General features: G+C 42.3%; 21 protein-coding genes, 1 pseudogene, 1 riboswitch and 1 other annotated feature. Of the genes and pseudogenes, 3 read left to right on the top strand and 19 right to left on the bottom strand.

The features are described 5' to 3' along the window. Window positions 1–8: 8 nt before the first annotated feature. From OCV72_RS08555 to ribD, 8 genes are all read right to left on the bottom strand, one after another. The gene (locus OCV72_RS08555) at window positions 9–1,517 is read right to left on the bottom strand and encodes a sugar ABC transporter ATP-binding protein (RefSeq protein WP_055182359.1); all 1,509 of its coding nucleotides are present in this window, start codon (window positions 1,515–1,517) and stop codon (window positions 9–11) included. An 85-nt stretch (window positions 1,518–1,602) separates the two neighbouring features. Then, the gene (locus OCV72_RS08550; RefSeq protein WP_055215270.1) at window positions 1,603–2,886 is read right to left on the bottom strand and encodes a substrate-binding domain-containing protein; all 1,284 of its coding nucleotides are present in this window, start codon (window positions 2,884–2,886) and stop codon (window positions 1,603–1,605) included. A 272-nt stretch (window positions 2,887–3,158) separates the two neighbouring features. Further along, window positions 3,159–4,856, bottom strand: a complete 1,698-nt coding sequence (locus tag OCV72_RS08545) for a carbon starvation CstA family protein (protein WP_055283175.1) — start codon at window positions 4,854–4,856, stop codon at window positions 3,159–3,161. A gap of 67 nt (window positions 4,857–4,923) precedes the next feature. Next, window positions 4,924–5,203, bottom strand: a binding site (T-box leader). 113 nt (window positions 5,204–5,316) lie between these two features. Next, the gene (locus OCV72_RS08540) at window positions 5,317–5,961 is read right to left on the bottom strand and encodes an HAD family hydrolase (RefSeq protein ID WP_055283173.1); all 645 of its coding nucleotides are present in this window, start codon (window positions 5,959–5,961) and stop codon (window positions 5,317–5,319) included. A gap of 13 nt (window positions 5,962–5,974) precedes the next feature. Beyond that, window positions 5,975–6,448 (bottom strand): 6,7-dimethyl-8-ribityllumazine synthase, encoded by a 474-nt coding sequence (gene ribH / locus OCV72_RS08535; RefSeq protein ID WP_006427673.1) that lies wholly within the window; start codon window positions 6,446–6,448, stop codon window positions 5,975–5,977. Between the two features lie 32 nt (window positions 6,449–6,480). Next, window positions 6,481–7,698: a bifunctional 3,4-dihydroxy-2-butanone-4-phosphate synthase/GTP cyclohydrolase II gene (locus OCV72_RS08530; protein WP_022416305.1), complete on the bottom strand. Its 1,218-nt coding sequence runs from the start codon at window positions 7,696–7,698 to the stop codon at window positions 6,481–6,483. Between the two features lie 18 nt (window positions 7,699–7,716). After that, entirely contained in the window at window positions 7,717–8,370 is a 654-nt protein-coding gene (gene ribE / locus OCV72_RS08525; protein WP_055283171.1) for a riboflavin synthase, read from the bottom strand. Then, the gene (gene ribD / locus OCV72_RS08520; protein ID WP_055283169.1) at window positions 8,352–9,488 is read right to left on the bottom strand and encodes a bifunctional diaminohydroxyphosphoribosylaminopyrimidine deaminase/5-amino-6-(5-phosphoribosylamino)uracil reductase RibD; all 1,137 of its coding nucleotides are present in this window, start codon (window positions 9,486–9,488) and stop codon (window positions 8,352–8,354) included. The genes ribE and ribD overlap by 19 nt, the downstream gene beginning before the upstream one ends. Before the next feature lie 164 nt (window positions 9,489–9,652). Further along, a riboswitch (FMN riboswitch) is annotated at window positions 9,653–9,767 on the bottom strand. Window positions 9,768–9,922: 155 nt separating this feature from the next. Here ribD and OCV72_RS08515 point away from each other — a divergent pair. After that, a complete protein-coding gene (locus tag OCV72_RS08515) occupies window positions 9,923–13,291 on the top strand; it encodes an EAL domain-containing protein (RefSeq protein ID WP_055283167.1) in 3,369 nt (1,122 codons plus the stop codon). 205 nt (window positions 13,292–13,496) lie between these two features. Here OCV72_RS08515 and OCV72_RS08510 read toward each other — a convergent pair whose 3' ends face one another. Further along, window positions 13,497–15,356, bottom strand: coding sequence for a bifunctional metallophosphatase/5'-nucleotidase (locus OCV72_RS08510; protein WP_055283165.1), 1,860 nt, complete (start codon window positions 15,354–15,356; stop codon window positions 13,497–13,499). A 262-nt stretch (window positions 15,357–15,618) separates the two neighbouring features. Between OCV72_RS08510 and OCV72_RS16795 the strand changes: the two are divergent. Beyond that, a pseudogene (locus OCV72_RS16795) lies at window positions 15,619–15,723 on the top strand (alanine:cation symporter family protein); the annotation flags it as partial. A 13-nt stretch (window positions 15,724–15,736) separates the two neighbouring features. Here the strand turns inward: OCV72_RS16795 and OCV72_RS08500 are convergent. Both OCV72_RS08500 and OCV72_RS08495 read right to left on the bottom strand, forming a co-directional pair. Next, entirely contained in the window at window positions 15,737–16,660 is a 924-nt protein-coding gene (locus OCV72_RS08500; protein ID WP_055283162.1) for an alpha/beta fold hydrolase, read from the bottom strand. Between the two features lie 36 nt (window positions 16,661–16,696). Then, on the bottom strand, window positions 16,697–17,254 hold the full coding sequence (locus tag OCV72_RS08495) for an HD domain-containing protein (protein WP_055283160.1): 558 nt from the start codon (window positions 17,252–17,254) through the stop codon (window positions 16,697–16,699). A gap of 104 nt (window positions 17,255–17,358) precedes the next feature. Between OCV72_RS08495 and OCV72_RS08490 the strand changes: the two genes are divergently transcribed. Then, complete coding sequence (locus tag OCV72_RS08490; protein WP_055283158.1) at window positions 17,359–17,901, top strand: nitroreductase family protein; 543 nt, start codon at window positions 17,359–17,361, stop codon at window positions 17,899–17,901. 212 nt (window positions 17,902–18,113) lie between these two features. Here the strand turns inward: OCV72_RS08490 and OCV72_RS08485 are convergent, their stop codons facing one another. The 8 genes from OCV72_RS08485 to OCV72_RS08450 form a co-directional block, all read right to left on the bottom strand. Beyond that, complete coding sequence (locus OCV72_RS08485; RefSeq protein ID WP_055283155.1) at window positions 18,114–18,560, bottom strand: C-GCAxxG-C-C family protein; 447 nt, start codon at window positions 18,558–18,560, stop codon at window positions 18,114–18,116. 53 nt (window positions 18,561–18,613) lie between these two features. Continuing rightward, window positions 18,614–19,114, bottom strand: coding sequence for a YkgJ family cysteine cluster protein (locus tag OCV72_RS08480; RefSeq protein WP_055283153.1), 501 nt, complete (start codon window positions 19,112–19,114; stop codon window positions 18,614–18,616). Between the two features lie 53 nt (window positions 19,115–19,167). Further along, window positions 19,168–20,757 (bottom strand): AAA family ATPase, encoded by a 1,590-nt coding sequence (locus OCV72_RS08475; RefSeq protein WP_055283151.1) that lies wholly within the window; start codon window positions 20,755–20,757, stop codon window positions 19,168–19,170. Window positions 20,758–20,826: 69 nt separating this feature from the next. Next, on the bottom strand, window positions 20,827–21,597 hold the full coding sequence (locus OCV72_RS08470) for an alpha/beta hydrolase (RefSeq protein ID WP_242859241.1): 771 nt from the start codon (window positions 21,595–21,597) through the stop codon (window positions 20,827–20,829). A 16-nt stretch (window positions 21,598–21,613) separates the two neighbouring features. Continuing rightward, on the bottom strand, window positions 21,614–22,336 hold the full coding sequence (locus OCV72_RS08465; RefSeq protein ID WP_055283148.1) for an ion transporter: 723 nt from the start codon (window positions 22,334–22,336) through the stop codon (window positions 21,614–21,616). Continuing rightward, entirely contained in the window at window positions 22,333–24,309 is a 1,977-nt protein-coding gene (locus OCV72_RS08460) for an FRG domain-containing protein (RefSeq protein WP_055283145.1), read from the bottom strand. Before OCV72_RS08460 ends, OCV72_RS08465 begins: the two co-directional genes overlap by 4 nt. Before the next feature lie 24 nt (window positions 24,310–24,333). Further along, the gene (locus OCV72_RS08455; protein ID WP_055283143.1) at window positions 24,334–25,170 is read right to left on the bottom strand and encodes an NUDIX hydrolase; all 837 of its coding nucleotides are present in this window, start codon (window positions 25,168–25,170) and stop codon (window positions 24,334–24,336) included. A gap of 183 nt (window positions 25,171–25,353) precedes the next feature. After that, window positions 25,354–26,055, bottom strand: coding sequence for a hypothetical protein (locus tag OCV72_RS08450; protein ID WP_055283140.1), 702 nt, complete (start codon window positions 26,053–26,055; stop codon window positions 25,354–25,356). Between the last annotated feature and the right edge of the window lie 25 nt (window positions 26,056–26,080).

The following is a 26,080-nucleotide window of genomic DNA, read 5'->3' as shown; positions in this document are numbered from 1 at the left end:
CCTCTCTGTTACAGATATTTTGCACTGAGTCTCAATAATTCTTCCTGGTTCGTCTCTTTTGTATTTACGATTCCGGCCAGTCGTCCGTTTGACATAACACCGATACGGTTCGTAATACCAAGAATCTCCGGCATCTCAGAAGATACAACAATAATTGTTTTCCCCTGCTTTGCCATATTGATGATCAGTTCGTAAATCTCATATTTCGCACCAACATCAATTCCTCGTGTCGGATCATCCATCATGAATACACTCGGTGAACGCTCCAGCCATTTTCCGAAGATTACCTTCTGCTGATTTCCTCCGGAAAGACTTGTGATCATATCATCCGGGCCCATACACTTTGTATGCATGATTTTAATCTCTTCCGCAGTTGCACGTACCATTCTGTCATGTGACAGCACTGCACCATTCTTATAATGGTTCATGTTAGCGATGGTCGTATTAAATGTAATATCGCCTTTTAAGAACAGACCATTAGCTTTTCTTTCTTCTGTGATCAGGGCAAATCCATGATCCATTGCATCTCTCGGCGATGAAAAGTTCATGATCTTTCCATCGTATATTACATTTCCTTCTGCTCTTGTGCGGATTCCGAAGATTGTTTCTAAAAGTTCCGTACGTCCGGCACCAACCAGACCGTAAAATCCAAATATTTCTCCTTTTCTGATATCAAAGGATACATTTTGAATCTTTGGTGCATATTTTGACGAAAGATTCTGTACAGAGAGAATCTTCTCTCCGGGCTCATTGTCAACAGGTGGAAATCTGTTATCCAGCGAGCGCCCAACCATTGCCGATATCAGTTCATTCATATCTGTATCTTTGCACTCTTTTGTCATAACCAGACTACCATCTCTGAGCACAGATATCTCATCACATATATTGAATATCTCATCCATCTTATGTGATATATATATCAGCGAAATTCCCTGTGCTTTCAACTGACGCATCATCTTGAAAAGTTTCTCAACTTCCGGTGCTGTCAGGGATGAGGTTGGTTCATCCAGTACAATTACTTTGGAATGATAGGAAATAGCTTTTGCAATCTCACACATCTGCCGCTGGGACACAGACATTTTTTTCATTGGCTGTGTCAGATTTGCTGTGATTCCAAGCTGTCTGAAGAGATTTGCAGTTTCCTTTTTCATTCTTCCTTCATCGACAATTCCAAAAGAATTCTTTGGATATCGTCCAAGAAACATATTATCTACAACGCTTCTTTCAAGACATTGGTTCAATTCCTGGTGTACCATCGCTACTCCGTTTTCCAGTGCATCTTTTGGTCCCGAGAAATTTACTTCTCTGCCGTCTAATATAATTGTCCCCTCATCTTTCTGATAAGTACCAAAGAGACATTTCATCATTGTCGATTTTCCGGCACCGTTTTCACCCATAAGTCCCATAATGGTCCCAGGTTTGACATTCAGGCTTATATGTTTCAGAACTTTGTTTCTACCGAATGACTTACTCATGCCATTGATCGATAAGATGTATTTATTCTTATCTACTGTCATAACTCTGCTTCCTTTTCTTGATGAAAGAAGGGTATCATCTCTGACACCCCTCTGCGTTTCATTCATTTACCATTTAACCAGTCTCTTATTTTGAGAGAAGTGATGTGTATGCTGATGCATTGTCTGTCTTAACCATGTTAATTGCAAATGCATCATATTCGTTTGGATTTCCGAGACGGTTTGTGATGTTTGACTCTGTCTGTCCATCTCCACCGATGTAATCAACCTTCAGGTTAAGGAGATCATCATAGTTCTCAAGAAGTGGCTGGTATGTTGAGCTCAGGAAGTTGTCTGATGCATTGTAAATATCAAGCCATACTTTCTTAGATGGACTCTTGCTTGAATCAAGCTGTTTTGACACTTTGTCATAAATCTTTGTTGAATCTGTAAAGTCTTTGTAATTATCAGCTGTTACTGCAACATTTAATGCGTAGTAAGATCTGTCTTCTTCGCTGTATCTGTAATCTTCACCTTCTGTCAGGCAGTTACCGGCATCATCTGCTGTACCAATACCTGTATCAACGTCTGCTCCGTCAAGTGCGTTACGGAGTACTCTTAATGTCAGATAAGCCTGAACATCTGCATGCTGAGAGATTGTTCCGCCGTATCCTTCAGCGATTGCTGCAACAGCGTCACTGTTTGCATCATATCCGAATGTAGGAACTTTGTTATCTTTTGCCCATGCATTAAACATTGACATTCCCATACCATCATTGTTAGAAACAACAATATCGATCTGATCTCCGAAAGAAGCTTCCCATGTTCCGATTGCGTTACCTGCTGTAGCCGCATCCCATGTTGCCCCTGCTGAGTTCTTCATTTCCTGAGAAGCAAGTTCACGGACTGTAAATTCTTTTCCGTCTACATCAATCTTAGCATCCTGGACAACTTTTGCTTTTCCGTCTACGTTTGTTCCTGCCGGCTTGGAAGCAACTTCGTCACCTTCTTTAACTCCTGTTCCAAGTGCCGCACGAACACCACGTGTACGTGCGATAGAATCATTATGTCCGATGTCACCGATTGCAAGTACGTATCCGATAACTCCATCACCATTTCTGTCAATCTTATCAGCATTTGCTTTGATATAATCAACAACCATCTCTCCCTGAAGTTCTGCTCCCTGATTAGCATCAAATCCTACATAATAAGTATCTTTGTTGAAATTCAACGCTTCTTTGTCCAATTCCCCTGTTGAACTATTAGAAGGTTGACGGTTAAACCAGCAAAGCGGTTTGTCCTTATTGGCTACAGAACTGCTGTCTGAAGATCCTGATGATTTTGAATCACCTGACGAAGATCCTCCGCAGCCTGCCAGTGATAATGCAAGTGTTGCTGCCATCATGAGTGCAAATACTTTTTTCTTTTTCATTTTCTTTCCTCCTGTTTTGTGCGTTTTGTTTTTAATCGCGTCTAACTCATTGACTAATCTCATTATAATTACAACACTATTTTTTTGACATAGAATATTTTTGGATTAATTATCAATATTTTTATATTGATCTATATTTTTTTATACACTTTATCCAATTGTGCAGAATCTGTCTCTACTATATATAATATAAAACAAAAAAACTGCGATAATAACCTTCACGCTATTATCACAGTTTCTCTTATATGTTCTTATTACGAATAAAATAATGATTAAGCTGTTGCTTTCTTATCATCTGTTTTTTCAAGAAGTTTCTTTACACCCTGGATTGCAACCAACACACCAAGGATCAGAAGCAATACGGCAAAAATCAGCTGTAATGTATTTCCAAGATCCAGCCCTGTTGTCAGGAATGCTTTTGTCAGTTTCACGATCGTCATACCAAGTGCTGTAAATGTAACAGCCATCATGAATACCATTGGTCCCCAGAGCATGAATCCCTTGCGCTTCGTTTTCTTAAGGAATACCGCACAAGCTACCAGTGCCAGTACAGATAACAACTGGTTGGCTGAACCGAATAAAGGCCAGATCTCTGCATAACCGACTTTTGTCAGGAAATATGCAAGTACCAGTGTAATAACCGTTGCAAAGTATTTATTCGTTACCACTTTTAAGAATGGACTCATGTTATCCTGATCTACATCATCATCGAGGAAGAATTCCTGGAATGACAGACGGCCTACTCTGGCTACAGAATCCAGAGAAGTCAGTGCAAATGCGGATACTGCCAGATTGATCAGCGTAAATACAAGAGAGTGTGGCAGTCCGATGACTGACAGGAAGTTCGCAATCGCTCCGGCGAAAATCTGAGGCTGTGTTGTCAGTCCCTGTGCTGCTGCTTCACCTTTGGCAAAAGATGCAACTGCGATCAGTGCAATAACTGCAAGCATACTTTCCATTAACATTGCTCCGAATGATACAGGAAGCATGTTCTTCTCATTCTTAATCTGTTTGGATGCTGTACCGGAAGATACCAGTGAATGGAAGCCGGAAACCGCACCACAAGCGATCGTTACAAATAAGATTGGGAACATATACTGTCCATCTACGTTAAAGCTTGTGAATGCCTGAAGGTTACAAGATGGATTTGCTACAAATACACCAACAATCGCACCAACAATCATAAAAATCAAAAGGTAACTATTCAGATAGTCACGAGGCTGAAGAAGTGCCCATACAGGAGCGACACTGGCAATCAGGATGTAAACGAAGATGATGAGATGCCATGCATCCAGTCCTACATACATTGGGAAGTGAAGTCCCAGTGCGATTGCTGCTACCAATAATACGATTGCAACCGCTGTATTAATCCACTTGTTGAATTTCGTATACTTCAAAAACATTCCAAGTCCGACTGCTTCTAAGATAAATATCATAGAAGTAGTTGCGACTGCACCGTTAGCTGCAATTTTTGTTACTTTTCCGGCTTCACTTACTGAGAATCCATTAAAAGTTCCGGCTACAACATCAGCAAAAGCTGCAACGACCAGAATACAAAACAGCCAGCAGAATAACAGGAATAATTTCTTACCTAATTTTCCGATATATTCTTCGATGATATATCCGATTGTACGTCCTTTATTCTTTACAGATGCATACATAGATGCGAAATCCTGAACAGCTCCAAAGAATACCCCTCCGATTAAGATCCACAAAAGTACCGGAAGCCATCCGAAGATTGCTGCCTGGATCGGTCCGTTGATCGGACCTGCACCTGCAATTGATGCAAACTGGTGACCGAATACGACGTTCGTATCGGCCGGTACATAGTCAACCCCGTCTTCCATCTCATATGCCGGAGTTTTGGCATTTGGGTCAATGCCCCATTTGTTCTGGAGATAACGACCATAAAGAAGATATGCTCCACCAAGCACAACAATGGCAATGATCATCATTAATATTCCACTCATAAAATAATCCCTCTTCTTTCTCTTTAAAGTAAATATATAAAAAAACGCCTTCGCTATCCTTTCGGATAACAAAGGCGGAATATTCTTCCGTGGTACCACTTCGTTTTACTGCAGTCATCACTAACCACAACCACTTGTTACTGTCAAAATATCTAACAGTTTCTTCTGTAACGTGAAGACAACGTCCCGGCTTACTCGATACCTGACTATGTTGATTCTTCCAACCTGTATATTTCAGCGGGATGCTCCTGGGTGATATCATAAAATACTTTCTGCCGTTTCACACCATCCAACGGCTCTCTGAATTCCAGTTAACTTTTATGACGTATCCCTTTCATTGCATTTCTTATTTACTTTTTTTAGCTTACTTAATGTTTTACACTTTTTTCTTGTAAAGTGCAAGAGTGGAATTAAATATAATTTACAAAAATACAGTTCTATTTTTGTGCACTTTTTCACATTATACGATTCCGGTTATCTCTTCTACAGATTTCACAAAATAATCTGCTCCATCCAGTTCTCCCTTCTCACCATAACCATACAGGCATCCGATAAACGGACTTTTACAGGATCTGGCACATTCCAAATCCTGTCTTCTGTCTCCGATCACCAGATAAGGTCCCGGATAGTCCCGGATAACTTCCTGCACGATCTCCGTCTTAGGGCAGAAACCATACGATTCACAGTCATAAAACTGTTCAAACCATCTTTCCATTCGGAATTCTTCCCAATGTGCTTTGCGGTATGCCACCTTACAGTTGCTTAAGATCACAAGATGATATCCTCTGTTCTTCAAAGCTGTAAGCATCTCTTCCGCTCCCGGATACCACACTGCCCGGTGCTTCCTGATCTGCCTGACCATGGAATCTCCCACGATCGCACTCGCCTGATCTTTGTATCTCTGATCTAATTCCGGCAGAAATGTATCCCACATTTCTTTGCTGTTTAAGCCCAGCCAGCCTGCGATCTGCGCCGTCTCTATCTTCTGTTCCTCTACAACATTCTGTTCTGACAACCACTGATAAGCTTCCCTGAACGCCGGCTCATAGATTCCAAGAGTATTATGTATCGTTCCATCATAATCAAAAATGATTGTTTTCACCATCGGCTGCACCTGATTAAAGCTGCTTCATCAGATTTACCATCTCAATTGCGGACAATGCACAGTCATATCCTTTATTTCCTGCTTTACTTCCTGCACGTGCGATAGCCTGTTCGATATTCTCTGTTGTGATCACTCCGAATAATACCGGAATTCCTGTTGCAAGTTCAACCTGCGCGATTCCTTTGGCCGATTCATTACACACCAGATCATAGTGGGAAGTATCCCCGCGGATAACTGCTCCCACGCAGATGACTGCATCATACTTTCCGGACTGTGCCATCTTCTGTGCAGTCAGCGGAATCTCAAATGCTCCCGGTACCCATGCAGCCGTAATGTTCTCTTCTTCTACCCCATGTCTTACCAGCCCGTCGACGGCTCCGCCCAATAACTTATTCACAATGATCTCATTGAATCTGGCAGCCACGATTCCGACTTTCATTCCCTCAGGTGCTACTACTTTTCCTTCTACTAAATTGATCTGTCTCATGATTTCTTCCTCCTGTTATTCATTAAATCTTTTTATAATTCTATTTCTTTGAAAATGTGTCCCATCTTTTCCTGTTTTGTCTTCATATATTTCAGATCATACTTCTGCGGTGGGATCTCCAGCGGTACTCTTTCATTGATCTTCAGTCCAAACCCACCAAGTCCATAGACTTTGTCCGGATTATTGGTCAGAAGTCTCAATGACTTCACTCCGAGATCAGATAATATCTGCGCTCCGATCCAGTACTCTCTGAGATCCGGTGCAAATCCCAACTTTACATTGGCCTCTACCGTATCATATCCCTGCTCCTGCAGTGCATATGCCTTGATCTTATTGAGCAGCCCGATTCCTCTGCCTTCCTGCCTCATGTAAAGAATGATCCCTCTGCCTTCTGCTTCTACCTGACGCATCGCTGTCTGAAGCTGCAGACCACAGTCACATCTAAGCGAGCCAAATGCATCACCTGTCAGGCACTCCGAATGTACCCTGCAAAGTACATCTTCACCGTCTCCGATATCACCTTTTACCAGTGCAAGATGATGTTCTCCTGTAATATCATTGATATATCCGTGAAGTCTGAAATCTCCATACTGCGTCGGAAGGTCTGCAACCGCCTCTTCTTTTACATGTTTTTCATGGATTCTCATGTAATCCTGAAGATCACGGATCGTAATAAATGTAAGATTATGCTCTTTTGCAAATTCCCACAACTGTGGTGTACGCATCATTGTGCCATCTTCTTTCATAATCTCACAACACACGCCGCATTCTTTCAATCCAGCCAGTCTCACCAGATCAGTCGTCGCCTCTGTGTGTCCGTTCCGCACCAGGACTCCGCCTTTTCTGGCAATGAGTGGAAATACATGTCCCGGTCTTCTGAAATCTTCCGGCTTCGCATCTTCATCCACACATTTCATGATTGTATAGGAACGTTCTGCTGCCGAAATACCTGTCGTCGTATCAACATGGTCCACCGCAACGGTAAATGCTGTGCTGTGATTATCGGTATTCTCCGCAACCATCGGTGGAAAGTTAAGCCTTGCTGCAATTTCCGCACTCATCGGTGTACAGATAAGCCCTTTCGCATAAGTCGCCATAAAATTGATATTCTCCTGTGTTGCAAACTCTGCTGCACATACCAGATCCCCTTCGTTCTCTCTGTCCGGATCATCTGTAACCAGAATAACCTTTCCTTCCCTCAGATCCCTTAGTGCCTCTTCGATTGTATTGTACTGATTGTTTTGTGACATTCTATTTATCCTCCTGTTCTAAAATCCGAATTCCTGCAAAAATTCCATCGTAATTCCGGATTCTTTTTTCTCTTCTTCACTCTTTCCAAGGCCTAACAGCCTTTCTACGTATTTTCCGATCACATCATTCTCCAGATTCACCGAATCGCCCGGCACTTTTTCCAAAAGCGTCGTTTCTTCTCCTGTATGCGGGATAACCGATACCTGAAATCCCTCTTCCTCTACTTTTGCCACCGTCAGGCTGATGCCATCTATACAGATGGAGCCTTTTTCTACGATCAGATGTAATATCTGCGGCGATGTTCCGATAGATACCCAGATGGCATTCTCCTCCCGGATCAGAGACCGGATCACACCGGTTCCGTCAATATGACCGCTTACGATATGTCCTCCAAATCTTCCGTCTGCAGCCATTGCCCGTTCCAGATTCACCTGACTTCCGACTTTACAGCTTCCCAGACTGCTTCTCCTGATGGTCTCTGCCATCACATCTGCAGTAAATCCATCCGGCTGAAGTGATGTAACTGTCAGACACACTCCATTGACTGCGATACTGTCACCGATCTTCGTTCTTTCCAATACCTTCTTCGCCCTGACTGCCAGAACTCCCGACTCTCCGGTCAGCTGCATATAGCGGACCGATCCTTTCTCTTCTACGATTCCTGTAAACATGGCCCCTCCTGTTCTTTTTCACATACCTGACAGATTATCCTGATGTCTTCACCGATCCGGCAGATATCCGTACATTTCAGTTTCAATGCTTCTGATGGAAGTCCGATGCCGATTCCTTGCACCGGTGTCTTACTGTTCTTTCCGCCAAATAATTTTGGTGCGATAAAACAGTGTACCTCTTTTACAATTCCTGCCCGCAGTGCACTGTCGTTCAGCGTGCCCCCGCCTTCCAGCAGAATGCTGTCAATACCCTCATTTCCAAGATATGTCATCAGCTTTTTAAGGTCTATCTGACCTTTTTCATCCGGACAGCAGACGGTATCCACGCCTTTCGCATGTAGCCGTTCTATTTCTTCTGTTATTTCTTCGTTCTCTTCCCGTCCTGCATAAGCCACGATTGTCCGGTACTCTTTTGCACTTCTTACGATCTGGCTGTCAAGCGGTATCCTAAGACTGCTGTCGCATACTATTCTGACCGGACTTTTCCATCCTTCTACCCGGACATTCAACATCGGATCATCCGCAAGTACAGTCCCGATACCGGCCATAATACCCATATACCGGTGCCGCATATGCTGCACTTCCTGTCGGGCCGGTTCTCCTGTGATCCACTTCGATGCGCCCGTCTTTGTCGCAATTTTCCCATCCAGTGTCATAGCATATTTCATCACTACATACGGTGTCTTCGTCGTAATATAATGGAAGAACACCGGGTTCAGACAGTCACATTCTTCCCGCATAAAATCCTGAACTACTGTAATTCCCGATTCACGCAATATCTGTGCACCTTTTCCTGCCACCTTTGGATTCGGATCCCTGGAACCGATCACCACTTTTTTAATCTTCTGTTCTATGATCGCTTCCGTACACGGCGGTGTCTTGCCATAATGACAGCATGGTTCCAGCGTAACATAGATTGTCGCACCCTCTGCCGATTCTGTAAGCGATGCGATTGCATTGCGCTCTGCATGAAGTTCTCCGCATTTTTTATGATAACCTTCCCCGATGATCCGGCCGTCTTTTACGATCACCGCACCTACCATCGGATTCGGATTCGTCCATCCTTCTCCCTTTTTTGCAAGCTGGATTGCCCGGAGCATGTATTCCTGATCCGTCATTTTTCTTCCTTCTTTCTTAGTTATACAATAACCCCTGCAGGATACCTACAGGGGAAATGATCTGTTACATGTAACTGACAAATGATCTGTTAACCAAAAAAGCTCTGAAATGGATCACCATCTCAGAGCTCAGACACTACATTCATCTATTAAAATAACTGTACCATCATCTTCTCTCATCCAGACTATACTGTCGGCTCCGGAATCACACCGGATCATGCCTCTCGGCCCGCGGGCTTTACCGCCGGTAGGGAATCGCACCCTGCCCTGAAGATTTCGTTTTTTTTATCATAATACTTTATATATCATTTGTAAAGCAAAAGTTTGGAAATAGCAAACTCCTTTTCACATTGATTTCATCTGCCAATTTTGTTATTCTATACGTATAGATTATTGTCACCTGAGAATACGTAGAATCTAAAGGAAATCAAATTATGAAAATAGAGAAAAAAATATGGCTCTCGTTGATCGCATCTGTCTTATTTGCCGTCATCTTTTCCATCTGGATATTCAGACAGGATACTGTTCGGAACGAACTGCCTTTTGATAACACCACCTCACTGAAAACAACAAGTTTTAAAACTGACGGTGCGAAAACAGAATCTGTGATCCTGTCCGATGAATTCCACACACAAAAAGCGATTCTTTTCCAGACTACTCATACCAATGCAGAAGTCTGGCTTGATGGGAAACTTATTTATCAATACGGAAATGAAACACACACACCCAAATTCATGAAATCACCCGGCTCCTGCTGGCATATTGTAGACATTCCGGCAAACAGTGATGCCAAGAAACTGACCGTCAAAATCATCCCTGTATATCAGGGTTATTATGGGAACCCGGCTCATCTTTTTCTGGGTACGAGGGGCGATTGTATTCTGAAGATTCTCAGCCAGAGTCTAGGAATACTGATCGTCAGTTGCGGTGTTTTATTTTTGGGATTTCTCTCTCTGGTATTGTATATTGCAGTGATCCGTAAGAAACAGGAGGATTTTTCCGAAGAAACATCTAAAATATTCCTGAATCTTGGAATCTTTTCTCTGTTGATCGCCTTATGGTCCCTGAAGCAATGTGGTTTTCTGCAGTTTTTAGTTCCGGATGGAAGAACACTGTATTTTATTGACTTCTTTACATTTTATCTCTTTCCTGTACCGTTTAATTTCCTTTTGTATGATATTTGCAAAAGTAAATTCCGAAAAGGTGCCCTGTTCCTGTCTGTTTCTTATCTGATCAATATGGGCGCAGCCGTCCTTCTTCAGTGTATGGGAATTGTCGATATCTTCCTGATTCTTCCGATCACGCATCTGATCATGCTTGTGAATGCAGCATATACGATCGGACTGATCCATTACGAGGCAAAACAGCTTGGAAACGAACTTGCCAGAAAATTCAGATACCCGATGTACCTCATTATGTATTTTGCCTTGTCGGAACTATTGGTTTATTATATCCGCAGATTCCAGCAGACATCTGTATTTCTTCCGCTTGGGACTCTGCTGTTTATCCTTATGCTGATCTGGATCCAGGTATCGCAATATTATGAGCAGTGTATCCAGAAGCAAAAACTAATCTACTTCCAGAAACTGGCTAATATAGATATGCTCACCGAAGCCATGAACCGGAATGCCTATGAAAATATGATCCGTTATCTGGACGAGCAGGAGCTGGAATTACATACAACCGGAGTTGTCTTGTTAGACCTTGATAATCTGAAGGAAATTAATGATAACTTTGGCCACGAAAAGGGAGATGAAGCCTTAAAGCTTTGCTATCAGTGTATCCGCCAGGCTTTTCCATCGGAACAGAATTGTTTCCGAATCGGTGGAGACGAATTTGCTTATATTTTCCATAAAGATGAAAAAGAGCTGATTGCCGATAAGATCCATAAACTGGAGCTGCTTCTAAATGAAAAGGATCAGGATCTTTCCTATTCTCTCAGCGTCTCCTCCGGATATGCCTATTATCAGCCTGACACCGATATGGATTTTAAAGATATCGTAAGACGCAGTGATACTATGCTTTACCGTGAAAAACGAAGAAAAAAAATATCACATTCCGCTTCTTCTCATCCGATGCTTTCTTCCGGAAAGCAATCTCGTGCACAAGGGATCACGGATGAACTGATCACGCAGGAGAAAAAATACCAGCATATTTCACCGACGGAATTATGCGGGATCATTGACCTGCTCAGTCCAAGTACCGATGACTATCTGTACTTTGTTGATTTCCGGACCGACTTTTACTATATTGCACCACAGTCACTGGAACGTTTCTGCGTTCCTCAAAATGCTTTTTATAATGTTATGGAAACACACCGGGACTTTGTATATGCCGAGGATTATCCGCTGCTGACTGCCGAATTCCGTGATCTGCTTACTACCAACCGTTGTATCCATAATATGGAATACCGCTGGCTGGATCTGAACAGGAATCCGGTCTGGATCAACTGCCGCGGATATCTTGTACGGGATGATTATCAAAAGCCGCTCTACATGGTTGGATGTATTAATGAGATCGGCGAAAAGCAGAAAGCAGATAATATCAGTGGACTTTTCGGCGAGAATGGTCTGATTGAATACCTGAAGACCCAGGAGACTCCTCTGGAAAATGGATTTCTGTTACGCCTTGGTATTGATAATTTCAAATCGATCAATGAAAAATTCGGATGGGATTATGGTGATTATATTCTCCGGAAAACTGCAGAGTGTATTTCGCACTGTATTTCAGGGGAACAGCAGGTATACAAATTATCCTCTGATGAATTTATCATCGTGGATATTACTTCTGACGATAAGCAGACAGCAGTACACCTTTACAATAAAATCAGGGAAAACATCAACCAGTTTATTAAAAAGAATCATTATACGGCAATCTTTACGATTTCCGGTGGGATTCTCCCATTTTATAATCTTCTGGAAAGCGAATATGATGAAATGATGAAGCGGACAGATTTTTCATTGAACACAGCTAAAAAACGGGGAAGAAACCGTTATTACATTTTCAATGAACAGGACTATCAACGGTTCTTACATCTGAAAGATATCAGCGATGTCCTTCATGCGGCAGTCATACATGACTTTCGTGGATTCTCTGTTGCCTTACAGCCATTGGTGAAAGCAGGCTGCAGACAGCCTTTTGGTGCGGAAACCTTGATGCGTTTTTCTTCCGGACAGTTCGGAACTATCTCACCGGCAGAATTTATCCCTATCCTGGAAGAAAGCGGACTCATCATTCCGGCCGGCCGCTGGATCATAAGGGAAGCTCTACAGGCATGTAAAAAGCTCCGTGAAACAATTCCGGACTTCCAGGTCAGCATCAATATCTCACAGATACAGATTGAAAAGTCTGATGTGATACAGGATATCTCTGCTGAACTTGAAAATGCCAAACTTCCTCCGGAAGCATTGATCGTGGAATTAACAGAAAGTGCTTTGCTGGAAGACAATTCCAATGCACGGCATTTCCTGAAGGAATTAAGAAAAGCCGGCATACGGCTTGCACTGGATGATTTCGGAACCGGTTATTCGAACTTCCATTATCTCAATGAACTTCGTCCGGATATCATTAAAATTGACCGTTCCTTTACCGCAAAAGCTATAAAAGATGCAAAGGAATATGATCTTTTAAAACGATTCTGCACTATGATACACCGTCTGAACATAAAAATCTGCATAGAAGGTGTGGAGACTGAGGATGAATGGGAAAAGATTCGACTGCTGGATCCTGATTATAGTCAGGGATATCTGTGGGGAAAACCTTGCTCTTTCGATGAACTTCTTCAAAAAGGACTCCGGGTTTAATAAAACCGGAGTCCTTACATTTTGCTGTCGAAGCCGACAAGACTCTGACCATCTACTGTTTTCAACCTGCTCCGGGATATTGTGCATGTGTGTTGATTCCGTCTTAATTTTCTGCTATTTGGCGCATGCGATTACAAAACTATTTTTCTGTAAACAAAAAAAGTGCGGAAGTCCTTGATTTTTTTAAGGGCTTCCGCATCTTGAATTATCCTTTATTTTTCTGAACCAGGCAGATACTTCCTGCTCCGCTACTGAGCAACAGTAGTATCATCCAGAAGAATATCTCATTATTATCCGCTGTTTTCGGACTTTTTACCGAAGTTTTTGTTCCACTTGCTTTTTCTTTATTCTCTGTTTTCACAGCTTCCAGCTGTTCTTTCGCTGGCTGCTCCGGTACAGGCGGTGTAACAGGCACAGGTGGCTGTCCCGGTTCTTCTGCCTCTTTGGTTGTCTGAATCATGTTCTGCTTCGCTGCACTTGCCATAACTGTATCAGAGCCCTGTTCAAAGAAGCGAATCAACAACTCTTCACAGCAGGAATATTCTCCGGTCTCCACTGCACCGGCAAGCTGAGGATAGCTGTCAGAGCCGGCAAGGTAATTGTTAACTGCTACGGTATACTCTTTTGTATCATCCAGATCCTGCCCATCTTTTTGCACAGAAAGCACACGGGCACCCGCTGGCTGCGCCGGATCGAAGCGGACGGTAATTCCGCCAACCTGCAGATAACTTCCGCTGTCATTTGGCCACGCATCCCACTCACCACTGTCATTTGCAACAATACAGTTTTTCTGAATAGTAAGACTGGTCTCCAGCATTTCCTTTATCTGTGCGCCGGTCAGTTTTTTGGTCACCACATAGTTTCCATAAGGGCTGACATTGATGACATCTCCATACGTTACCGTTCCGGCAGCGATAGAAGCACGGATTCCACCAGCATTTTCAAAGGCTATATCAGCCCCTGTGGCAAGCAGGTACGCATCCGTTATGACATTTCCAAGATTTGTCTGTCCAATACGGATATGTTCCCAGACACCGTCTAATTCCACCGGTGAAGTACCGATGACACGATTCAGTACTGTCTCGTTTTCCGCTTTGATCGTATCCAATACAGCTGTCACGGAAGCATCCTTCGGATAGTTTTGTGCCGCTTCATAATCGACCGATGTCTTCTTATAATCCACATGTACGCTTCCATTCTCATCCATAGTACAGTTCAGATCGATCAGACCCACAGTATTTAAATAATATCCACTTTCCGATACATAGGTTGTTGAACCATCCGGTGTCGTCACAGATTCACTGAGTTCAATATGCTCATGTCCACACAGCCACAAATCGACACCGTCCACCTGTGCAGCCACACTCTTTGGATCAAGCGTATGGGACAATGCGATCACCACATCACACCCCTCTGCCTTTAACGCGGCAGCTTCCTTTCTTGCATAAGCTACCGCATCCTGAAAGTCCAGCCCTTCCACGTTAGATGGTGTTGTCTTATTTTTCATCTCCGGATCACTTACACCAAACACACCGATCTTCAGTGTTTTTCCATTTTTTGTAATCTCTTTTACAAGTGCATCCGTATCAAAAAAGGATGTTCCGTCTGTATTTTTGATGTTACCGGATAAAATTTTGACATTAGCAATTCCACCAAGCTCTTTTAAACGATCTTTGCCATAACTCCAGTCATGGTTTCCTGTAGTCATTGCATCATATCCACAAGCTTTCATCAGTTTTGCCACTGATTCTCCCTTTACCAATGTCGCAATCGATTGTCCATGAAAAGTATCTCCGGAATCCAACATCAGCAAACCGTCTGCTCCTTCCGTAAATGCCTGTGCAATTCCGCTCAGCCGGTCCATTCCGATCACCTGATTGTAATCGTCCTCTTCTACCCGCGCATGAATATCATTCGTATGTACAATTTTTACATCAAAAATTGTACTTCCGGACGCATTTCCATCCTCCGCCTGTACCGGCACTGCCGCAAATAATCCAAAAACCATCCCAAAGGTCAGCAAAAGTGCCGTTACCTTATTCCATTGTTTTTTTAATTGCTTCATCTTAACTCCTTCCTTTAATGAAACGGACATTCGTAATCCGCCTTCACTCCTTGTTTATGAAAACAGGTCCTTTTGAAGAATGCGATAAAAGACTCTCCGGTTGTAATAACATAATCTGTCACACTGTTCTTCTATATTGATTATGATATCATGAAACTTTAACGCCCTCAACCTCACATTTGTTCTAATTGCAGGAACTGAATTTTGAAGAGCAATGTTGTTCACAGCATTGCTCTTCTTTGCGTTTTAGGAAGGAATAGTAGGAGATGTTTCTCCTTTTTCCGCTCTGACTACGGCTCTTGCCGCTACGATTGAAATCGGTAATATCCTTGGTGTCACCACAGCTATGGTATCCGGTGGTCCCGGCACCTAATACATTTTTATAATGCCTTGTCCATGAATGCAATAATACCCGCTTCGACTTCGTTCTTAATCTCAGCATAATTATGTATCTCGTGACGGTATCCCGAGTACAGCTTCGTTGTTACGTTATGTCCGGTCTGTACCAGCCAGTTACTTACCTGATATACACCGACACCATACTCACCTACCGGATCCTGATCTCCCGCAATATTATAGATTGGCAGATCTGTCGGCACTTTTTCGGCCCACTCTGTTCCCTCGATCTGTAACATCATCTGGATGAAATCATATACCGAACGGTTGCTGGTCGGTCTGGTAAATGCATCAAACGGATCATCGGCATGATCCCGCTGTACATACGGATCGGCACAGATCCACTCATTTCCGATGCTGACCTCTCCACAGCGCTCACACATCCATCCCATCAGTTCTCCGGTATATGACGGATCGGATTCTTCTCCATGTCCTGCATCGATCGCTTCTTTTAATTTCTTTCCCGTCTCTTCTGCCCCGCGGAAGATTCCCGTTGTTCCGCAGATGGTTGCCCCGGCCAGTTCGTCCCCGTATTTTGCAATGAAATCTCTTGTGATAAAAGATCCCATGCTGTGTCCGAATAAGAAATATGGCAGATCCGGATATTTTTCACACACGATTCCTTTCAATGTATGCTCGTCTTCCATCATTGTATGCGGTCCTTTGTCTCCCCAATCACCCCACACATTATTGACCATTGCTGTCTTCCCATGTCCTACATGATCGTCTGCTGCCACGATATAACCCGCATCCATGAAGGCAGATATCATATGCAGATAACGTCTGGAATGTTCACCAAATCCGTGGATCACCTGGACAATTCCCTTCGGTTTGCAAGCCGGAACATAGATCCATCCCTGGACCTGGTCACGTCCGTTGTAGGACGCAAAAGATACTTCGTGTAACATAATGTATTCCTCCTTTTCTATCTTATCCGTACGATTTTAGATTCTTTTATTCTGTACGGTTATAAGCTGTTCTTCAAAAATCCTCCGGTATTCCTCTTCCACCTTACCAAATGCTCTGACCTCATACCTCAGATCAATATGCAATTTTGGCGCTTCGCTCTCCTGTTTCTCTCCCAGAAGAAACGTCAGATCATACCATAGCATTGCCTTATCAATCACATTCAACTGCATCTTCTCTTCCGGTGTCAGGTCCGAACCGAGAAATTTTTCATAAATCATAGAAAGCATACGTTCTTCGCGTTCATTATATTCCGGCAGTTCCTTCTTAAAAGGCGACGGAACATCCGACATATAACACTCGCTTGCATCGTGAAGCAGGCATGCAAGCACCACCCTATCCGACAGGCCTCTCGCCTTTGCCTCTTTTGCACAGCAAATGCAATGTTCCCCGACCGACCAGAACGTCTTCACATGACCATTTCCTCTGCATATCAGAGACAGCGCATGTGCAATATCTGCTATGTCAAATAACTCCGGATCCGGTTCTGTTGGTTTAAAATGTTTTCCTGTGTAGGTCGTAATGTATTCGCTCATATCCTTCCTGCTTTCTTTTGTCTAATACTTGTCTAAATACTCTTCTCTTCCCTTTTCTTATATTCTCAATTATACTATAAGAAAAAAAGATAAGGGGGTTTTTTATGAATTTATTATCAATTTTCCAGCAACGCCACAGCATTCGTAAATACACCGGTGCACCTATTGATGATGCAGCATTGACACAGATCATTCAGGCCGGACTTCTGTCCGCTTCCAGCCGTTCAATCCGCCCATGGGAATTCATCGTCGTCAAAGACAAAGACATGCTCCGTCATCTGTCCGAATGCCGTACCGGCGCCGCCTGGATGTTGGCCGGCGCAGATGCGGCCATCGTCGTCATCGCCAATGCCGAAGTCTCTGATGTATGGATTGAGGACAGCTCCATCGCCATGGCAAATATGCATCTGATGGCCGACAGTCTTGGTATCGGAAGCTGTTGGATCCAGGGACGGTTAAGAACTGCAACTTCCGCCGATTCCGGTACTGCATCTATTACAACCGAAGATTATGTGCGTGAATGTCTGCATTTTCCGGAAGGGTATAAGCTTGAAGCGATTCTGTCTCTGGGGATGCCGGCTGAGGAGAAAACACCTGCCGAACTTTCAAAGCTTCCATTTGAGAAAATTCATTATGAGAAATTTTAAAATCCTTCATTGTCTGCGGAATCTGCCCCCAACCAGACTTTACGAATACATAACAATTCCTGCCACTGGCAGCTTCTTACGAACGCATGGCGATTCAGAATATAAAACAGAGCGGTACCTTCATCGTACCGCTCTATTTTTTATATTCAACATCAATCGTTCTATTATCCTTTTATTCTTTATATATTCCCCGATTTTTTTGCTGTCTTTTTCTACTTATTCTTCATATATTCTTCCAAAATCTCTGCTGCTCTTCTGCATGCTTTCACGCACGGTCTGCTCTGATAATACTCTTCCGTTCTGACCGCAGGCTCTTCCAGATCTTCGCCCTTCTCCAGCCCAAGAAGTTCCCGGCAAATTAGACTTCCTTCCGATTCTTCAAATGCTCCGCAAAGCTTCTGCACAAGTGCATAAAGCTTCTTTTTCCCCGCCGCATCTTTCGGATCATCGTATCCGTACAGATCACCGATCACCATGACCATCCCCGTCACAGCACCACATACTTCACGAAGCTTGCCGAATCCTGCTCCGAACGGGCTTGCTTTTTTTGCTGCCTCTTCCACTGTTATTCCCAGTTCTTCCGCAAATGCTGCATAGACCGACTGGCTGCAGTTGTAGCCTGTGCGGAAGAGAGATTCCGCTTTGTCTGCTTTGTTCATTGATTTTCACCTCCGGTTGTAATTACCTCTTTATCATTCCATTTACATTATCATCAATGAAAGTTATATATTTTCTTTAACCGTTCCCAGATCTCATATGCTACAGGACACACCGCTATCGCATCAAGCATACCATACAAACTCCCCAAACGTCCCGATTGATCCGTATATGGATACTTCTTACAGCCATCCGGCTTGCACTCCTCTAAAAGACATTCTCCATTCTTTTGAAGAAAATCACATGGTTTATTTTTCGTTAAATAAGTCCCTTCTGTCTCATCTTTTTCCAGATATGTCTGAACAAATTGCGGCTCTTCCATCTTAAGATACTCTGCCACTTCCTTCACTTCATCTGTCGTAAGTTCCGCACAGTACTCTTTACAACAGTTACGGCATCTGCCGCAATCGAAGTTTTCAAATAATTCTTTGTGCAGTTGTAAAAATTGCTGGTCCAGTTCTTCTTCATCCGCATTGCATTTTAAGAAGCTTCGAAATCTTAAGTTCTCTTTTTCTTTCTTTTTTGCTTCAAAATGTATTTTTCTTTCCGGGAGCATTTTATTCACCTCTACTATGCTTTCATTTCACTTATATGCCTGACGAAACACTGTTATTTTTTCTTATACGCCTTAATAACACACTCATGTTTCTTATCTTTTTTACTATAATTAATCCCAACCAGCAAAATATCACCTGTATAATCTTGAATAGAATCCGGATATTTTCTATCCTTTATCTGCTGCAATGCACTCACAGCACTTTTATTCCATTTCAATTCCACAACAAGCGCCGGATAATCACTCTTATATTCCGGTTTTAGAATAAACACAAAATCCGCAAAGCCTCGTCCTGTCGGTAATTCTCGAACCGGCTTAAAATAATATTGCATCGCACTCAGATATGCCAATGCCAACACACTGCTAAGTGAATTTTCATTATTGTATTGAATTGTTGATGCATATTCCTCATGTATCTTTTCTATCCGTTCTGCAACCGCTTCACCATCCATATCTAACGTTGCATCTAATAACAATTCGGATTCCTGCTGGAAAAGTAACATCTCGTTCCATCGTTTTCTCCGCGTCGCACGAATCAGCTCCTGTCTGATCTCCTCATTCGGTACAAACGCCATTCTGGAAGCGCCCGAATAACCCAGATATCCCATATGAATCAAATACGTCAGGACATCGTCTTTATTCACAATATTTGCAATGTCATTCTGAAATGAAGCAACGTCCACTTCAACCGCTGCCCCCGACAACATTTCAATAATTGCAGTCTTTAATCCATCAAAATCCATATTAATCAATGGAACGATCGAATCATAGGAAGCCGTTCCAGACCAGTAACTCTGAAAATTTCCATCGGTCATCAGATTTACGACTGCGTTTGGATTATAGACATGATATTTTCCTAATTGATAGCCATCATACCAGCGCTTCACCTCTGAAAAATCCTTTTTATATTCCTCACAAAGTTCTTTTACTTCTTCCTCTGTGAATCCAATATAAGAGGCCAGTGGTCCCGCATTCAGCATCGAATATTCACGGAAATTATTAAGTGCCGATTGTGTTCTTTCTTTTTTTATCGGTAAAATTCCTGTAAGATAGGCGAGCTGGATATATTTCGTAGGTTCCGTTCCCTTGAACATACTTCTCAGGAAACGGATATATTCATCCTGTACTTTCTTATTTGCCGACTCATCCCGGATAAGCACATCCCATTCATCAATGATAATAATAAATTTCTGTCCTGTCTTATCCTTAACCCGTGAAAGCCCATCCGGCAAAGATCTTACATCCTCAGACAAAATTTCCGGATAAATTTCCCTCAATTCATCCAATACTATCCTGGTAATATATGCTACAACATTTTCTGCTTCTTCACAATTGGTCAGAAACCATTGTACATCTATATGGATCACATCATATTTATTAAGATGCTTCTTAAAATCTTCTGTTTTTCCTATCTCAAGATCAAAAAACATCTCTTCCGAATCTGCACCTTTGCTATAGTATGCTGCAAGCATATTCGCCGCATATGATTTTCCAAACCGGCGTGGACGACTATTGCAAATATATCCGTCTGTTGAGTCCAGTACATCATTCATGCAGGCAATTAAGCCCGTTTTATCTATATAGATTTTTGAATTCAGTGCTACTTGAAATGCACTGTTATCCGGATTCACAAATCTTCCCATATATTACACCTTCTAATCTACTTCTATACTGATTATGATACCATGAAACATCAACGTCCTCAACTTCTATTATAAGCCACTTTTCGCACCAAACATCCATCTGACACCCTTAGCCAGTCTCTTCCCCGCATCAGCAAAATGTCCTCCCGCATTCCACTCTAAAACCACAGATTCCACCATCGAGTCCTCCTGTAACAGCCCTTCCTGCGCCCTGGTCCTGTCACCGACCGCTGCCATTACTTTGTTCTTCGCCTTCTCTTCCTTTCCGCCAAGACTCAGATACACGCTACATTTACTCTGAATCACATGATTCCTCACATAATGGTCCCAGTCCGGGAACCACAACGAACCCGAACAGCATACAATTCCAGAAAACACGTCACTTTCATAAGCTGCCCATAGCGCGAATAATCCGGCAAGCGAATAGCCCATCAGCCAATGTTCCCTGTCCTTCACACCAAAAGTCCGGTCAATATGTGGCACACATTCCTCTGTCAGCCATCTCAGCGTCTTCAGACCTTGTCCGGCGAAGCCTTCCTTTCCGAATACAGCCGCTGCTTCCCAAGGCGAAAAATCCCGATTCCAATCTTCCACCTGAAATGCGACGAGCAGGAAATTTTGTTCCGGCACAAGTTCCAGTAAAGACTCCCACAGATGTTCTACTTCGTTCGGCTGATGTGGATACATGCCCCAGAAGATGACCGGGCCGCCGGTTCCGTTCTGAAACACCTGTAGTTTGATTCCGTTTATTGTAATATCCTGAATTATCCCGACAATCCCTCCGCCCTTTTCTTTTGTTAGCTCCGTTGTAAGCATTTGCTTTTTCTCTTTATTTTCCATCTGCAATTCTCCTAAATTACAAAGATTCATCTTTATTAATCTCTTCCATATACCCGGCTGTAACAATGCCTGCCGGCAATGCCACAATTGCAATTCCAAATACCGACGATAACATCGTAATCACCTTACCAATCGTTGAAACGGCATAGATATCCCCATATCCAACCGTAGTCAACGAAACGGTCGCCCAGTATACCGCATCAAAAAAGCTTGGAAATGTTGCCGGTTCTACATTAAACATGATCAGTGCCGAGATCACTATGTATCCTATCGCCAATCCGCCTACTACCAGCAACGCCTCTCTCTGCTTTTTGAATACATTGATAATGATATTAATACTCTTAGAATATCTGATCACTTTAAATACTCGGAATACCCGGAAAGTTCTGAACAACCGGAAGAGCCTTAATAACTTCAGGCTGCTGTTCAAAAGCGTTACTGATGGAAGGATCGATACCAAATCGATTACCGCCATTGGTGTAAACGGATATTCGACAAATGATTTCTTTCCTTTTTTCAATTTCAAGTCCGCCGTTAATAATCTTAAAATATAGTCTATGATAAATATAATAACCGTAACAAAATCTAACATTTGCGTAAGTTCATTTGCGTTTCTAACGGCAAGCGGAATAATACTTACTACTATGACGATCATCATCATCCAGTCATATAGCTTGCTTATTGTATTTTGTTCATCGTTCACTTCAATTATGTCGTATAAGGATTTTCTCCATTTCATAAAACCACTTCCTGTTCATATTTCCCCGAAGGTGATATCCCCTTTCTGACGATAAAGTCCCCTTTCAAGTTTTCATATTGCATACCAGCTTTTTTTACAAATTCAATTGGTTGTGCGGAACTTACAGGCATTGTAATACTCATCTTACATTTTCCTAAAAGATTCTTTCCATTTCCTAATGGTTCTGAAGTAAATGTTCCATTTAAACAGTTTACTTTACAAGACGGACCATAAAATTTTCCATCTGGAATGATTGAAATCATCAATTGTGCTCCGTCAAACAAGTTGGTTTTACCGGAAACAACTATTTTTCCTTCTGTATTTTTCTCATACTTAATCTCCATCTTGACTTCTATGGCATCTTCACTCATAGGGATTGTCTGAGCGAATGATCTTACCTGATGAGTTTCATAGCATGGCTTACACTTTTTCAGTTCTTCATCCGTAACATCCAGCGTTTTTCTCCACTTTACTTCTCCCTTTTCAATAACCGCCTTCTCCTTCTGAATGGATTGAATCCTCCTCCCCATTAAATGCCATTTTGCCTGAGGATTCCAATTTTTATTTTCATTTTCAAGACATATATTCTCCATCTCTACATACAGCAAGCTATAATGTTTTATAAATTCATTCCATTCCCGGATTCTTGAGCAGCCACCATTGGTGGTTTTATTAAAAAATTCCCGAATCTGTTCCTTATTTCTAGATATCCATGTATATAATTTTTCTTTTTCTTCACTATCATATAAAGAAATTATTTCTCGTATATATGGCATGGAATCCTCAAAAACCTGATGATAATATGCATATAATTCATCGTCCGGTTTATAGACATTTTTCTCATTATACTCCGATATAATTGAAGTTCCGGATTGATTCTCCCATGAAAATTCTCCATCTCTTTCTTTTAACGGATCAATTCCCGTATTTTTCCATAATGGATTAATCCACCTGCCCGTAATCCGCCAGTTATACAAAAGCATATCTTCCTTCGACACTCCGACATATATCCATATAACATCCGAAGAACTTTTATACCCCTCACAAACATGTCGAACGATCTGCTTCGCCCACTTTATCGGCAAATCTTCTTTCACGATAATGCGTAAATCCGTGTCCCTTCTACAATGCGTTTTCTGCGATATATCATATACCGTATAATCTTCCTCTGACACTTCGTATCTGACAGTTCTGTACTTTGCTCTTAAATATGCCCCACCAGACGGCATCTCCGGATAAATGGAACACACGTTAATCTTCTCCTCTTTATCCAGTTCGTCCCGTATGCCGGCCTTATAAGATGCCGGTATTCGATAAACCATCACCGGCGGGATCGAATCCAGCGTAATAAGTCCACCTTTTTCATCATCTGCACAGATAAAAAAGCATCCTTTTTGTGCTTGAATTCTTGCATTTCCCACACTTAAATCCTCTGATCTTTTTACAAATAACGGTGTATGAATAACTTTCTGAATTTCATCTTCTGTGTAATTCATTTCCAATTCCTGCCGAACCTTCTCTGCAATTTTTCTATAAGAAAGCTCCGGAAAGCAGGCGTGAAGTGCCAGTATATACACATCTGGTGAATGACAGCTTTTTCCTTTTCTGATATACATAAAGACATATCCATCTTCATCATTCGCTATTCCATTCTGCTCGCATGCAAAATACAGTGCAACAAATGGATTGACAGTTATATCCAGCAATCTCGTCGGAACATTGTTATGTTGAAGCAGTGCAAGTTTTCCCATATAGCTATATGCATTATTCAATTGTTTGCTATACATTTGCATCATTTCCTGATACATATGTCCTTCATTTTCCAAATAGCCCTCATCTCGCAAAATACTTGGCTCACGCTTTAGAAATTCTTTTACTTCTCCCCGAAAATATATTTCGTCATAGCATTCCTGAAATCTTTTTAATTTTTTTCGGAAATCGGCAAGGCTGATGATTTCATCATTTGCATGCATATATTTTTCTCCTTCGATTGTAACTTACCATCTCTCCCGATACAACTTCGCCGGCCGATGCCCGGCATCCCCCGTCATCTCCCCGGTATCTTCTACCAGATCAGCCACTTTTCTTCGAAACGCCGGAACCAGAAGCTTCGTATCCAGCACCGTCTCATGAATCTGCTGCAATTCTCTCAGTGTAAACTTCTCCGTTAAAAGCCGGAACGCTATATGCGTCTCCGTAATCCACTTGCGAAGCTGTACGATTGCATCTGCAAGAATCAGCTCGTGGTCAAATGCAAGGTCATCGCTTTCTATAGTCTTAAATTTCTTCTTTACATCCCACTTCGAAGTTGTCTCTTCTAATCTTGCATGAAGCTTCTCATCCCCATGTGTCAGACACAGATTCCATATACCGGCTTCTTCCTGAAATGATACATCAAACCACTTTGCATCTGAAGCATCATCTCCTGCCTGGATTATTTCCTGTCCAGCATTGACAAGTGCCATGTATCCATTACTGATCACCCATCTTCTCGGATCACGGTTTGGATTGCTGTAGGTACCGAACTGTTCCAGGAAATTACAGTTGCAGTTTGTCTCTTCTTTTAATTCACGTTCTGCGGCTTCGCCGATGGTTTCCTTCGGACCAACAAATCCGCCCGGAAGGGCATAACAGCCTTCATATGGTGCCGCACCTCTCTGGATTAAAAGTACCTTTAACTCTTTCTCCGCTATTTTTCTATAATTATCTTCTTCTTTATCAAACATTCCGAAAATAACAATGTCTGCAGTCACGGATGGTTTTGGATATTTTGAATCATCGTAAGTCTTTACAAATTCTTCGTTAGCCTTTTGCATTTCTGATTTTTTCCGCATGATTACTACCTCTTTCTTTTTTCGTCCTATATTATTATCTTTATGATAGTATCACTTTGATAGTATGTCAATATATAAATTTACGCACACGAAAAATGTCATCTCATCTTCTAACATTCTTCGTGTACGTTTATCCTCTTCAGATACTTCACTACCTTGCTTATTTGTTTTTACTGAATCTTTTCACATATACTTCTTCCGCGACAACCATTTCTGATCAATACACTTCACTTCCCCATCAAACCGGATATGTAAATGCACCCCGCCAGATCTCTGATTAATCTTCTCCACAATTCCATGTCCGAATTTCGGATGTGTCACTGCGTCGCCAAGCTTATACTGAACCACTTCATCTTTTTTCTTCTGTGCAGTCTTCAGTTGCTGATAAGTATCCCGGACCGGCACGGACTTATCATGAATCTTGTTCTTTAATACCTTATCGTAGTCATGATTCATAAGCGCTTCGCCCGCCTTATAATACGGCGTCGGCGCCGCTCCGATTAGAGAACAGCAGTATTTCCACGCACTTCCGTGCGTTCCCGCCTGCCATTTATACTTTTCGGGAATCTGCATATTGTACTGCATATAATGGGCATACTCATGCTTAAACAGATCTATGCGGTCCTCTTTGGACAGCGGATTCTTCACACCATATGCAATAAACAACAGCGAAAAATGAAAATGCTCTTTTTCATGTGCACTTCGTCTGGTGTAAGATCCCAGTGTGTCCGTGTCATATCCAAATGTTATCGGCACTTTTGCACCATTCAAATGGAGTTTTCTGTCCAGTTCTTCATATAGATTTTGTATTAATGCCCGTAAAATCGGGATTTCTTTCTGCAGGCGTTGTCGCAGGAATTGGTCTTCTCGGTTGTAATCTATCATCTTCTCACTCAGTATTCTTTCCTTA

Origin of the sequence: Dorea amylophila (assembly GCF_025567265.1) — a bacterium.
Lineage (GTDB): Bacteria > Bacillota > Clostridia > Lachnospirales > Lachnospiraceae > Dorea_A > Dorea_A amylophila.
This window is presented reverse-complemented; position numbering and strand designations above follow the sequence as displayed.